Below are 13,804 nucleotides of genomic sequence, written 5' to 3' on the forward strand. Positions count from 1 at the left end.
AGGTAGTAGAGACTTACTTCAGGAGGCTTGCTGTTTTGCTTTTCCCCCGAAGCGGATGCGCATTTTAGGGAAATGAGCGCTCACGTCAACACTTATTTTGAAAAAGTTGAAAAAACTGAACTAACCGTCTATTTTTCGCTCAAATGTGATAATTAGTAGACAATATGGACTAATTACTAATAGGATAGGAATTCAGATCCTATAAAGTAGTAGTTCTTAAAGTAGTATTTGATCCTGCCGTTATTATATTAATGCTTAATATTAGCGATAGATATTAAGGCTTGCGTAAAGGAATACGTATAAGAATGTATATAAGCGTAAATGACCTATGCTTTGTGTTCTTTATAAATGTATTAATACTGGTGGTGTCAGAAATTGACTACGCAATAATTATAAAGGTGGGTTTATGTTACGAACTCTTACACTGCTGTCTGCGGCAATACTAGCAACTCATGTTAGTCATACAGCAATGGCACAAGAAGTATCCTCAAATGATGTTGTTCAGCCACCCGCGTCAGCGAATGTAGAAAGCGCTGATCAGTCAAATCATTTTCAAACCGCCTTCTTAAGACGTCAAGTAAACCAAACTATGTCGGTTGGCCGAGCAATCAGTTCAATCGCTGGTCATTATCCGCAAGAGATTGTGTCTATTGTGGATATTGCTTTAGATACCTATCCAGACAAATACAGAGAGATCATTTTTGCTGCTATCTCTGCACAACCTGCGTCTACTGAAGAGATTGTACAGCTGGCTATTGAGAAAGAAGTAAGTAGCTGCCCTAACATTGTTCAGTTAGCGATAAAAGCAGAGCCGACTTATGTCGACTTTGTTGTGCAGGCTGCTGCGGTTTCAACACCTGAAGAGCTAGATGAGATTGTACGCGTTGCCGTGCTTACTCAACCTGACGCAGCAGACAGTATTGTTCAGACATTGTCGCAAGAACATCCAAATAAGATTGTCGATATCATGACAAGCGCATTGAATGCTGTTCCTTTTGTTGGTGAGTATGTAGTGGATGCGCTTCTGGCCGTGTTTCCTAGCGAAGCAGAAACGGTAGTTGAAACGGCAGTGAGAGAGTCTGCGCGGCAGCGTGAACAAGTAATGCGTATTTTAAATACTGCGCAACACGCGGGTGTATCTCAGGATAAGTTAAAAGAATACGCTATGTCTGCCGGACTAAGCGAAGACGACTTTAATAGTGCACTGGGCAATTAACCGCCTACTAATTGATTTTTAAAAAAACGGCGTATTGACTTACTCAATACGCCGTTTTTGTTTATAGCTGTACTAGTATCTTCAACCCATACCTGCTTTTTAACAACAAGCAGCAAGCGATAGCAACCAAGCCTACTCCACAATTAAACTCGATGTTTTCAAAAAAGCTCAGTTGTTAAGGGAGTGCAACATAGCGGCTTCTTTATAAAGGGTTAGTTCTGCCTTTAGTAAGTCCACTTTCGCTTTTATCTCTTTTATTCGGGCCTTAATTTCATTTTGTGCGCGCGCATTTAACACGAACATATCACTGTCACCTGCATCGAAACGTGTTTTTTCTACTTTAGAAAGGGTTTTCGCTAGCGCCGCATTTTCACTTTGAAGAGCAACAATGTCTTTCGCCTGCCCCCAATAAACTAGCGCTTGTTCAAAACGCTGAGTTATCGCTTGCTCAGTAGAGGTTAGCTTGTGCTCTAGCTCTCTTTGCTTTGACTGTAATTGGGCTTGTTCAGCTTTCGCCTTCCTGTTTCCTAAAGGGTAGGAAAACGACAGACCTACTTTTGTTTCGGTACCGTCTAAATTTGACGGACCAGAACCGATATCTCTTGCAACCGATGCTTTTAAATCTAACTTCGGCAATAACGCGTTACTAGCCAGCGCAGCCTTGTTATTTACCACCTGCTGTTCTAATTTCATCACATCAAGTTCAGGGTGATTACGAAGGGCATTGCGAAGAGTCATAAGCTGACCGTTACCAACCCAGAAAGGCCAGTTGATATCTTTAGGCGGATTCGCTTCATCTACTATCAACATATCTCCCTTAGGTGAACGCCAATAAAAAGAAAGCATTTGAGCATGTGCGTCTCGCTTTTGCTTAAGCTCGGCAAGCAAAAGGCGCTGTTGCAAAATGTTGGCTTTAAATTCTGTCAGCACAACATTGGCTAAATCTCCTTTCTCTACGCGGGTCACCAACGCTCTTTCACGTTGTGTTGCGGTGTTAAGCAACTCTGTAACGGCATTAACCTGCAATGCGCTTTCGTACCACGCAACATATTCACTAACCCCTTTGTAAACAAAGTCATTAATTAAACTTGTCGCTAACGCTTGCCATTGTGAAGTCGCTAGCCCTGCATTGGCTAACTCCGTTCTACGCTTATCCAGTTCTCTGTTTTTAAGTAGGGAGATGGCAATGCCCACACTAGCCTCGCCGCCAGACAAGGTTTCGTAATCGGCTTCGTACACTGGAAAATCACCGTCTGATATACGATACTCGGTATAAACTGAGCCATTAAAGTCTTCGAACGGATTAGAAAAGCGCTGCGTTAAATTAGTACCATCGTAATATCCGCTAACGCGGCTACTGGTTTTCTGCTCTATAAAAGGATCAAAACTGCTTCTTGCTATTTCTAACTCGGCTGCAGCTTGATAGTTTCCTTCATTTATCGCCCTAACGTAGGGATGATAGTTCACCATACTCTGGATAAGTGCATCGATTGATGGTGCTTGCCTAGTATTTTTGTTTTGCGCTACTGCATCAGAAACATGAGTGCTAATAACCGCAACAGTTGCAAGCACTGCTAATGTAAATCTTCGAATTACCATATTGATGCCCCAGCCCCCTTGGCTCCACCGGTAGTAGGCTCTTGCGTTGGCAATGGCGGGAAGTTGTTCAACTGTCGCCACATCTCGTAACCTAGACGCACCTCTTCTAATAGCACCCACGCTTTAACCCGGCTTCCCAAACGCGCAGAGCTTTCAGCTGGCCATGGAATATCAGACTCGTCAGGTCTAATCCACACGTTAAAATCGCCAGTAGCATTAGCAACAGGCTCTACATACACAACTTCACCACCAAAGGTACCTATTGCACTACCCGGCCATCCACTAAACTGAAAAACGGGCCAGCCATCAAATTGCAAACGCGCCTTTGCACCAGGCTTAACCAGCGGTGCGTCTAACCCTCTCACGGTAACGCGAACGCTGCGTTTTGCATCTGCTGGAATAAACTGCCCAAGAATATCGCCCGACTTTACGAACGTAGACACACCGCCTGATAGCAACCGAACAACCGTACCGTCAACGGGTGCATATTTAGTTTGCGTCGATTGGCGAGATAAAATCATGCTTACTTCATTAATTTCCGAAACAGAGGCGGCAGCTTTTGCTCGCAGTTCCTGCACTTTTATCTCGGCCTGTTCTACTTCTTTGCGTGAAACCAGCCCTTGCTCTTGCAGAGACTGTTGACGCGCCAGGTTGTTCTCAGCATTTCTTACTGCTGTTTCATTAGCTTGATTCTTTAAGTTCGCTGCTGAAAGCTGAGATCGCAGCTTCTCAAGTCGCTGCGCATCAATATCGATTAACGTAACGATTGGCTCGCCGGCTTTTATTTGTTGGCCTTCCCTTACGTGCCACTGCTTTACTTGTCCATCAACTAACGCATTTATTGGTTGAGTTCTGTCTTTAGGATCGAGCGAGTCGACCATACCGGTGCCATAAGCCGTTTGGATCCATGGTGTGAAATACAAAATTAATCCAGCTGCCAACACCAAGAAGATGATAACTCCGGTAATTACACGATGAAGCTTTGGCACTTTCAATGAAGGCAATGAAGTGATGTTATCTAAAAAGCGACGTTCTGCGTGATTCACTTACTCACCCTCCTTATTGTTCTTTAAAGCCGTGCTGCTCTCACTTGCGTTAGCAGCACTAATCGGTGACTCACCATTTGAATACTCATTTAACATTGCCGTTGCGTTATCGTGCAGATGCAACACACCTTCGAAACAATCTGGCAGTGGCATATTGGTAAAATACATGACGGTAAAATCATATTTACTTAAGCGTCGCAGAAGTCGCGCCCTCAACTCTACCGGTATTGCGTCGAAGTGCTGATTCAAAATGAGCAGCTTAGGTTTACCAATAATTGCGGCGGCAAGTTTAAGCAACAAAAACTCCAATGGCTGCAGCGGTGCCCCTAATACGGATACTTTAGTCTGCAAACCCTCTGGTAAGCTATCTATCACTTTGGTCATTTCTACTTCCTCAAGCGCAGCGCGAATATCCGCGATGGTTGCCTGAGGATGTGCCAACTTTAAGTAGCGCTCTACAGAAACTTCGATAATTAAAGAACGATCTAGAATGGTAACGGCCTGCCGTAACTCATGGGTGTCGTAATCGTTTAGACTAAGTTCTCCTAACAAGATGTCGCCCGATTTAACGCGGTCATATTGCTTCAGCAATCCTAGCAGCTGCTTCTGCACCCAACTTTTATCAGTAGTAACAAAATACTTAGTGCCAGGTTCGAAGATAACATTGAGGTGGCACGCATCATTACCATGTTTAAGTTCAACATCGTTAAACACCAATTTAGAAGAAGCTGGTATATGTTCCGACGTATTGAGCTCTTCCTGCGGCATGTCAAGAGCGCCACCCAGCTTCTCGGCAGCGCCATATAACTCATAGTAAAGTTTTAAATATTGGGTAAAGCGAGACAGCCCAAAGAAAACAGCAGACATCACAAGCTCAGCAGCCACTAGCTGACCGATAGAAAGCTCGCCTTGTACAACCAGAACACCACCGATACCAAGTAGCGAAGCACTCGCCACGGCATACATCAATAGAAACATAACCACCTGCGAAAAGGTGTAGTGAAAGTGGCTTTTGTGCTTTTTCACATAGTTACTGATATAACCTTCGGTGCTGCGCCCTGCGTATTCAACATGATCAGCTGACTTAAAGAATTCGTGAGCAATTGCAATATCGTGTAGCCACTTTGCAGAATCGTATTTCGCGTTAGACAATTCAATAGCCGTGCGCTTAGCACCACGCCCCCAAATTTTCCAAACCGCATACATGGTAAGTAAAAGCACCACATTAAACGCGAAAAGCGCTGGGTGGTAGAATGATACTAGAGTGAAACCTACCAACATCTGTAGTACTAGCGCGAAACCATCAATCATTAAAGACGGCATATTCTTTTGAAAAGTCATTATGTCGAAGTAGCGCTGTGTAATGCTAACGTTTTGTCGACCTTCAAAAAAACTGTGGGGCGCGAGAATAGTTTTTAGCCCTAAGTCTGCGGTGAGGCGGGCGTAAACTTTACGCTCGTAGAACTCCATCACTCGCATACGAAGCGCGCTAAATACGCCAGATATAAATAAAGTAAGAAATAGAATGACGGCCAATATGATAACTGCCCGAGTTGAACCGATATTGGCGATACTGTTAATCAGCGTTTGAACCGCTACAGGTACGGCAAGGGTCATTAAACTAATTGCTACACCGTATGCGATAGCAACCCAAAAAAAGCCAGCTTCTGGTTTCAATAGCGAAAATAAGGTCTTTCGCGTTTTACGTAAATCAATTGGTTTAGCCATAGTTATGTCTTCAATATACCGCTAGCTTAAAAATCAGTGACGCGCTGCTTCTAATCGTACAAAAACAACGCTAGATAGTGTATTGCAATAGTTAGTTAGAATAAATCTGTTATATTCTTAATAGTTCATCGAAAAAAATGGGGTCAGAGTACATTTCTTGCCCCTAATACCTTAATAGTCGAGTAGCTTGTTAAAGTATGCATCACCTAAACTACCATCATTTATATTATTTCTATCTTGTTGCCCGTGAGGGTAGCATTGCGAAAGCCGCTAAATTACTCCACGTTACCCCGCAAACCGTAAGCGGGCAACTAAGCACCTTCGAAAATCAGCTAGGTTATTCTCTCTTTGATAGAATAAATAAGCGCCTATACCTGAACGCGCGAGGTAAAGTAAGTTATCAGTATGCCAGCGAAATATTTCATAAAGGTAATCAACTAGCTGAAATACTTAACAATAGCGATGAAGTGAATACGAAAGAATTTGTGATAGGTATTACTAATGGTATTCCGAAAGTGCTTTTTTACGACTTTGTGCATGCCACCATGCGTAGGTTTTCACAGGTTAAATACGTGATAAAAGAGGATAGCTTCGACGGTTTGTTGAAAGAGCTCGCCATTAACGCCATCGATTTCATTCTAGCAGACAGAGGCATAGCCCCTGGTACACAAATAAGCGCCAATAGTTTTTTCTTAGGCGAAAGTTCGTTGAGCTTCTTTGCTAAAGCACCGCTTACTGAAGAACAGACTTTTCCAGAATGTTTAAATCAAATGCCATTGCTAATTCAGGGTAATACTTCAGGAATACGGCAAGCACTTACAAGTTGGCTTGAGACAGAACAGCTGTACCCCAAAGTTGTAGCCGAATTTGACGATACTGCTTTGCTTAAACTTTTTGGCAGCGAAGACTTCGGTGCTTTCTGCGCACCATCGGCAATTTCAAAGCACGTAGAAGAGCAATATGGCGTGCACTGTATTGGTAACGCAAGTACACTAAATGAGAGATACTATGCCATTACTGGCAAAAGCCGTGCTGACTACACTATTAGTGAGGCAATCGTAGAAGCCGCTCGCGGAATTCTAGCGTAGTGCACTTAATGGTGGGGTCAGAGTACATTTTCTGCCCCCACTTAATTTAAGCTGCAACACCACCATCTATATCTTGAGCATAAAAACTCAGTGTTAGAATTTTTTCTAACACAAAACGTAGTGCGTCATTAATAGGCATAAGTCTTTCCCCCAATTCATAATCTAATTGAGCAAGTTTTTGTCTGCCTTCTGCGATCATTGGCGGCTTTGTCGATGTAAATCGAACCTCACTATTTGCGGCAATATCATCCATTGATGGCTTTTCAAAGATATCTAAATGCTGTGGCTGTATAGCAATCAGCGCGGCCGCATACTTCTCTGGTACAGCTTGCTTAATTGGTTTACACACCGAAAGTGTGGCTTCGCCAGATTTGGTTTTATAACCTGCTGCACCGAACATACGGCAAATGCCAGGTCGGTATTCGTAAATTCCGCAGTAGCCTTCTTTACCGTCCAAACTTAAGCGTTGATATTGTTTACACGCGAAGCCGCTGTAGTTGTCTAGCTCGTCAAACTCCTGTTCAGCCCGTCCTGTATCAAACAGATGAAGTGCTAAAGGCAGCATCTCCAATGGCGACACTTCAATGTCGGGGTTATTGCAACATGCACCACATTTCTCAACACAGTTTAGTGACTGGCTAGATTGATATGCACTGAATTCTTGGGAAAGAGATTGGTAAACATCCATCACTTGGCTGGACAGCTCACGCAGCCTATTCATAACGACTCCGCTAGTAAAAGCAAACTAAAACAAATACATGTTCATGCTGGTGTAATGTAATAGGTAGCATGAACTCAACATTCTGATTATTGATTTTGGCAACCAAATTGACAGATCGTACTGGAGGAAGAAATGTACTCTGACCCCAATATTTTAAAGCATGCTTCTTCCCCGCCGGGTGTGCGTAAGCTTGAGGCTTAATGGCAGGGGTTGAATTGGTGCGGATTCTATTTTGGATTTTGGGATTTGGGAAGTTTTTTGTGAATGATCTTTAATGCTCAAGGGAACCGTAGCATTGACACGGTAGGTATTTGCTTTGGCTGCTTGTCAGATTTTGGAGCTACAAGCGTTAGATTTGAGCTGAGTAGAAGACGCGATTGCAACTGTTGATTTTTCAAACTATTATTATAGCTAAGTTTAGCTAAGTCCATAAGGAATTTTAAATGCAAGCCAATATGCATGAAGCAAAAAGTAAGTTATCCCAACTTGTCGAACGGGCAGAGGCCGGTGAAGAAGTAGTTATTGCCAAGTCGGGAAAACCAGCAGTGAAGCTAGTGCCGTATAAAACAGCAAAAAAACGAACTTTTGGGCAATTCAAAGGCCAAGTTCATGCTACTGAAGACTTCGACTCAAAAGAGGTTAACGAAGATATAGCAAATATGTTCGGTTTGTAATGAAAAGAATCTTACTAGATACCCACGTTTTAGTTTGGTGGATGAGTGGAGATGAGCAATTAGGTCATAACGCTCAAAAGCATATCTCTAATACTGAAAACGACATTTATATCAGCGCCGCGTCTGTTTGGGAAATGTCGATAAAGCAGCAATTGGGAAAACTTACGGCACCAGATGATATTGAGTCGGTTATCGAAGAGTTAGGTTTTAGTGCCTTACCTATCAATTTATTTCACGGCCAGCAAGCGGGGAGGTTGCCAATGCACCACCGCGATCCATTTGACAGAATGCTGATTGCTCAAGCTCAAGCTGAAGGATTGCAAATACTAACGAAAGACGAACACTTTCCCGCTTACGGGGTTAGATTGATTGACGCTTTAAAGTGATAGTTGTGTCGGTGTTTCCGGTAACTGAAAAGCGTTGGCGCTAGCTTTAATGCACTAGCGCCATTACTTCACTGAACTATCGAGCTATCAGCTCCGAAGAAAACGACAGAGCAATGTCAGATGGGCTTTCAGGCGCGCTTAAACTACCTACGTCTGTATTTTCCCAAAATTCAGGATATTGTTCTTCTAGGTTTATTGTAAATGTAAAACTTAAACGAGGAAGAATGTTAAACACAAGATTATCGCTATCATCTGTGTAATCTACTTTGTTGGACTGCATTTCAAGTATTGTAACAACACCTTCTCGCTTTGAGCCCAGTAGTTTCCAAGTGTATTCTCTGTTGAAAGTAAACGCGCTATTTTCGCGTAACCCAATGATGTTGACCTCATTGCCGTCTGCGGTCCATTGGAAGTTATAAAGTTCACGATCTCCTACAAAGTAAGACTCTTCACTAGGTGAATAGACTCTTCCTGCTGTACCGTCAGATTCAAAGTAATAAGCAAATAAGTCGTCAGGTAACGGTACACCATCTACGAAACGTGCTTCATTGTAAGAAGACATCCAAACATTAGGTAATGAGCTCTCTATGCTGAAGTCTTCGGCCAACTCATAGTCCATGGCGTGCATATCGCCAGTGTATTTAATCGCTACGCCATCATTGTCAAATTCATAAAGCGCCAGCACGAAATTATTCTGCGCTTTAAAAGGCGTAACTGTGAAAGACATATCTTCCAATTCAATGTCTATAACACCATCATTTAGCTGCCATGTTCCTTGCACATCAAAAACAAGAGACGTAAAGGTATTATCATCTTTAAATGTGAACTGGTCGTTTAAAATACCAACTTCAGTACGCTCATCTTCATTTAAGTAGTCTTTGTCATACGTATAACTTCCCTGATAAGCAAATACCCAAGGTGATGCAAGCAGGTCTTCCTCGGTTACGGCAAACGTAGATGCTGTGGTGTCGGTGTACTTTACGTCGCTGGTAGTTTCGTAGGTGGTAGTAAAAGTTGGTTTATCTTGTATGTTATCCATCGGTGTGATGGAAAGCTCAATGGTAGTTGTTAACACAGCAAGTGCATGACCGCCGGATTGTGTTAGCAATTCCATACGTTCGTTTATTGTCGTTCTTTCGGTTTCCCAATATATGATGTCATATTCACGGGCATAACTACCAATTTCATTGACTACGCCTTGCTCATACCGACTATAGATTTCTTCATCAAGAAATACCAAGTTTGCGTTTCGCGTGTAGTCAAGCTCGTCAATAACTAGATTTCCGTCTACAACACTCCAGTTAAATTCATCTGAATAAATATTAAATGCAATTTCCGCAGACGTTTTTTCTCCGCTACCGTCCGCGTTGAACGTATACGCTGTCATGCCCTTGCCAGCTTGCTGTTCTGAATGGTAGTAAGTCGCAAAAACCGCACCCGCAATGTCGGTATCTACGTAATTTTGCTGTAACGATTCATCTTCGAGAGTTTCTGCTCGGGCAGCATTAATTGCTTCTACATAAGCCTCGTCATAAGTTCCGTCTTCGTTTAACAGTCCCATGCTATCAACATACTTTCGGATGGTGCTTAGCGCATCGACTAGGCTTCCAGTAAAAAACGACAAGGTGCTCATACCTTCAGGAACCGAGAACTCGCTATTATCAGCAAGAACTTTTATGAAGCTGGCCAATCCTAAAACCTTTTCGAAGTCCACTTCACTTGCAAACGTATCGAAGCTTCCCTCGCCGCCGTTCTCTTTATACTCCGAATAGAGTACATCCATAGCCGTACTTAAATGAGTTATTTTGCCTGCAGGAAATAGATCGCTGTTAAGTTCATCAGTATTATTTTCGATGCTAATGTTACGCATCGTAGTGAAGTCACCGACTCGTGATGATAGCGTTACATGGGCTTGTTCTTCCGTGCCCACTGCATTAAGAATTAAATCGCCGGGCGCAGCACTTACAGTAATAGGAAGCGTGAATCGACCATCCGCGCCGGCCTGCACGGAAGCAATTACATTTCCACCTGCATCGAGCGCGCTCACCTCTGCATTCGCTAAAGGCGCATCGGTTGCAATACTCGAAATAGAGACAGACTGTTGATTCGTGATTGTAATCGTTGAACTTACTGTGTTTTCACCGTCAGTTACATCGTATGAAAAACTGACTTCGCCCATCGCCAACGCTGTAGGTGTGTACACTATCTCATTATTGATGATAGCTGCTTCACCAACATCTGGCGCTCCGACTGCTGATATCGTTAAAGCATCACCGTCAGGATCGGTATCATTCGCAAGTACATCAATAGATACTGCGTCACCATTGAGTGTAACCGCGGAGTCAGCGACCAGCACTGGTAGTTGGTTGTTGTCGTCGGAACCGCCACAGGCAGCAAGAAGAGTTGAACTAACGGCAATAGCAATAATGCTTTTGTTCATTTTGAACGTCCTTGTATTTAGAGTTATTTACTATGAGGCTTCGAATTTATCTGGCTGAATATAACCTATTGTTAAGCAATAATTAAGATAACTACTAGAAAATTAAATGCTCTTTTTTTGGCTAACGATTAAAGCCACGTCGAAATATTTTTATCTCGCCCATAACTCAGTATACTGGATGCATAAAATGTATTTGAAAACTAGGGAATTCAAATGAAGCCAGTCATTCTTGCAGGTGGTACCGGAAGCCGCTTATGGCCAAAGTCTCGCGCCGCTTTACCAAAACAGTTCCTGTCTCTTACTTCTGACAAAACGATGATTCAAGACACTGTACTAAGACTCAATGGCATAGAGTCTTTGCCACCTTCTATTATCTGTAACGAAGAACATCGATTTCTTGTTGCCGAGCAAATGCGACAGATAGGTGTCGATAACAGCGACATTCTTTTAGAGCCAGTTGGTCGAAATACGGCTCCTGCTATTGCACTTGCTGCATTTCAAGCTAGCGAAAACGGGGAAGATCCTGTTCTTTTGGTATTAGCCGCCGATCACTTAATAAAAGATAGCGATACGTTTCGTACCAAAATTAAAGAAGCCCAGGCTCTAGCTGAACAAGGTAAGTTAGTTACTTTCGGTATTGTCCCCACTCAGCCTCATACTGGTTACGGCTATATAAAAGCCGGAAACAAGCTGAATATTGGCTTCGATGTAAGTGAATTTGTTGAAAAGCCAGATATGCCTACCGCAACACAATACGTAAGTTCAGGTGAGTATTTTTGGAATAGCGGCATGTTTATGTTTAAAGCCAGTGCATTTTTAAAGGCGCTGGAAGTGCACGCACCTGACATATATTCGGTATGTAAAAAGGCGATTGAAAAAACCGAAAAAGATCTCGACTTTGTTCGTGTAGACAAAGACATTTTTGCTTCATGCCCAAGTGATTCTATCGATTATGCAGTGATGGAAAAAACTTCCGAAGCTGCGATGGTAACACTAGATGCAGGTTGGTCTGATGTAGGCAGTTGGTCGTCTCTCTGGGAGACGGGAGAGAAGGACGCGAATGGCAATGTAACTACTGGCGACACCTTATTAGAAGGCACCACCAACAGCTATGTGAACGCCGAGCACAGCTTGGTTGCAGTTATTGGTCTGGAAGACGTGGTTGTAGTTGAAACCAAAGATGCTGTTATGGTGGCGAATAAGAAAAACGCAGAACACATCAAAACCGTTGTGAACCGTTTGAAAGCTGAAAAGCGCCCTGAATTTGAGTTTCACCGCGAAGTTTACAGACCTTGGGGAAGTTACGATTCAATAGACAATGGTGGACGCTTTAAAGTTAAGCGTATTACCGTGAAGCCAGGTGAAAAACTATCAGTTCAAATGCATCATCATAGAGCTGAACACTGGGTTGTAGTATCAGGTACAGCTAATGTGACAATAGGCGATGAAACGCAAATGCTAACGGAGAATGAGTCTGTTTATATTCCTATTGGGGCGGTTCATGCATTAGAAAACCCAGGAAAGATTCCACTAGAACTAATTGAAGTACAATCTGGAGCTTACCTAGGGGAAGACGATATCGTTCGTTTCTCAGATAGATATGGGCGTTCTGATAAATAAACGCAGTGTAAGGCAGTTTGTCTAACTAAGAAAAGCCAGGTTATGAACCTGGCTTTTTTAATTTACACGGAAAAATGTACTCTGACCCCAAACTTGGGTTAATCAGCGTTGAACAAGTCGCGGCTGTATACTTTATCTAGTACATCTTCGATATCGCCCGTAACTCGGTTTGCTACGATTACGTCAGAGATTTTCTTAAATTCGTCTAAGTCATTTACCACACGAGAACGGAAGAACTCCTCTTCCTTAAGTACTGGTTCGTAAACTACAACTTCAATACCTTTAGCCTTAATACGTTTCATGATGCCTTGAATAGCACTTGCTCGGAAGTTATCAGAACCAGACTTCATGATAAGGCGATAGATACCCACAATTTTGGGGCCACGGCTTACAATTGAATCGGCGATAAAATCTTTACGCGTACGGTTAGCATCTACAATTGCTTGGATCATGTTGTTAGGAACATCGCTGTAGTTAGCTAGAAGCTGCTTCGTATCCTTAGGTAAACAGTAACCGCCGTAGCCAAAGCTTGGATTGTTGTAATGATTTCCGATGCGTGGATCTAAGCTAACCCCTTCGATGATTTGCTTTGAATCTAAGCCATGGCTTTCTGCATAGCTGTCTAATTCGTTAAAGTAAGCTACACGCATTGCTAAATAGGTGTTGGCGAAAAGTTTAATCGCCTCGGCTTCAGTGCTATCGGTAAACAACACATCAATGTCTTCTTTAATTGCACCTTGCTGAAGCAGTTTAGCGAAAACTTCTGCTCGCTCAGTTCGCTCTCCAACGATGATGCGGCTTGGGTAAAGGTTGTCGTAAAGGGCTTTGCCTTCACGCAAAAACTCTGGGGAGAAAATAATATTTTCAGAACCGAATCGTGCTTTTGCGTCTTTAGTAAACCCTACTGGTACAGTCGATTTTACAATCATTACCGCATCAGGGTTAATTTCCATCACCGTCTTTATAACCGCTTCCACACTACCCGTATTGAAGTAATTCGTTTGCGGGTCGTAATCTGTAGGTGTTGCAATTACCACATAGTCAGCATCTTTATATGCTTCTTGCGCATCCAAAGTTGCTTTTAGGTTTAACTCTTTTGTTGTTAGGTATTCGGCTATCTCTTTGTCTTCAATTGGAGACTTTTTATTGTTAAGCATCTCGACTTTTTCAGCTACCAAGTCGACCGCTTTCACTTCATTGTGTTGTGCAAGTAGCACTGCATTTGAAAGCCCTACATAGCCTGTGCCTGCTACAGCTATCTTGAGCTTCTGCATAGTACTATCCAT

At 42.8% G+C, this 13,804-nt stretch carries 11 protein-coding genes; 5 read left to right on the plus strand and 6 right to left on the minus strand.

The genetic code is table 11. From position 1 onward, the window contains the following. The first annotated feature begins 406 nt into the window (after positions 1 to 406). Positions 407 to 1,216: a hypothetical protein gene (locus tag MHN02_RS10810; protein WP_168534334.1), complete on the plus strand. Its 810-nt coding sequence runs from the start codon at positions 407 to 409 to the stop codon at positions 1,214 to 1,216. Positions 1,217 to 1,384: 168 nt separating this feature from the next. Here MHN02_RS10810 and MHN02_RS10815 read toward each other — a convergent pair whose 3' ends face one another. The 3 genes from MHN02_RS10815 to MHN02_RS10825 are packed head-to-tail and all read right to left on the minus strand — an operon-like array spanning position 1,385 to position 5,589. Beyond that, positions 1,385 to 2,896, minus strand: a complete 1,512-nt coding sequence (locus tag MHN02_RS10815) for a TolC family protein (RefSeq protein WP_239246026.1) — start codon at positions 2,894 to 2,896, stop codon at positions 1,385 to 1,387. Continuing rightward, a complete protein-coding gene (locus tag MHN02_RS10820; protein WP_014977505.1) occupies positions 2,809 to 3,861 on the minus strand; it encodes an HlyD family efflux transporter periplasmic adaptor subunit in 1,053 nt (350 codons plus the stop codon). The genes MHN02_RS10815 and MHN02_RS10820 overlap by 88 nt, the downstream gene beginning before the upstream one ends. After that, positions 3,862 to 5,589 carry an ABC transporter ATP-binding protein gene (locus MHN02_RS10825; protein ID WP_168534332.1) on the minus strand — a complete coding sequence of 576 codons (1,728 nt, stop codon included), beginning with the start codon at positions 5,587 to 5,589 and terminating at the stop codon, positions 3,862 to 3,864. Between the two features lie 197 nt (positions 5,590 to 5,786). On the opposite strand from MHN02_RS10825, the gene MHN02_RS10830 reads away from it, so the two are divergent. Next, positions 5,787 to 6,677 carry a LysR family transcriptional regulator gene (locus tag MHN02_RS10830; RefSeq protein WP_239246028.1) on the plus strand — a complete coding sequence of 297 codons (891 nt, stop codon included), beginning with the start codon at positions 5,787 to 5,789 and terminating at the stop codon, positions 6,675 to 6,677. Between the two features lie 46 nt (positions 6,678 to 6,723). On the opposite strand, the gene MHN02_RS10835 is transcribed toward MHN02_RS10830, so the two are convergent. After that, positions 6,724 to 7,398: a YkgJ family cysteine cluster protein gene (locus MHN02_RS10835; RefSeq protein WP_239246030.1), complete on the minus strand. Its 675-nt coding sequence runs from the start codon at positions 7,396 to 7,398 to the stop codon at positions 6,724 to 6,726. 443 nt (positions 7,399 to 7,841) lie between these two features. Here MHN02_RS10835 and MHN02_RS10840 point away from each other — a divergent pair, with 443 nt between their 5' ends. Continuing rightward, positions 7,842 to 8,072 carry a type II toxin-antitoxin system prevent-host-death family antitoxin gene (locus MHN02_RS10840; RefSeq protein WP_156078875.1) on the plus strand — a complete coding sequence of 77 codons (231 nt, stop codon included), beginning with the start codon at positions 7,842 to 7,844 and terminating at the stop codon, positions 8,070 to 8,072. Further along, positions 8,072 to 8,458: a type II toxin-antitoxin system VapC family toxin gene (locus MHN02_RS10845; protein ID WP_156078876.1), complete on the plus strand. Its 387-nt coding sequence runs from the start codon at positions 8,072 to 8,074 to the stop codon at positions 8,456 to 8,458. Before MHN02_RS10840 ends, MHN02_RS10845 begins: the two co-directional genes overlap by 1 nt. 76 nt (positions 8,459 to 8,534) lie before the next feature. Here the strand turns inward: MHN02_RS10845 and MHN02_RS10850 are convergent, their stop codons facing one another. Next, positions 8,535 to 10,898 carry an Ig-like domain-containing protein gene (locus MHN02_RS10850; RefSeq protein ID WP_239246033.1) on the minus strand — a complete coding sequence of 788 codons (2,364 nt, stop codon included), beginning with the start codon at positions 10,896 to 10,898 and terminating at the stop codon, positions 8,535 to 8,537. A 213-nt stretch (positions 10,899 to 11,111) separates the two neighbouring features. Here MHN02_RS10850 and MHN02_RS10855 point away from each other — a divergent pair, with 213 nt between their 5' ends. Beyond that, a complete protein-coding gene (locus MHN02_RS10855; protein ID WP_239246036.1) occupies positions 11,112 to 12,518 on the plus strand; it encodes a mannose-1-phosphate guanylyltransferase/mannose-6-phosphate isomerase in 1,407 nt (468 codons plus the stop codon). Between the two features lie 98 nt (positions 12,519 to 12,616). On the opposite strand, the gene MHN02_RS10860 is transcribed toward MHN02_RS10855, so the two are convergent. After that, complete coding sequence (locus tag MHN02_RS10860; protein ID WP_239246038.1) at positions 12,617 to 13,804, minus strand: nucleotide sugar dehydrogenase; 1,188 nt, start codon at positions 13,802 to 13,804, stop codon at positions 12,617 to 12,619.

The sequence above is a fragment of the Alteromonas sp. CNT1-28 genome, from assembly GCF_022348345.1.
In the GTDB taxonomy this organism is placed as follows: domain Bacteria; phylum Pseudomonadota; class Gammaproteobacteria; order Enterobacterales; family Alteromonadaceae; genus Alteromonas; species Alteromonas macleodii.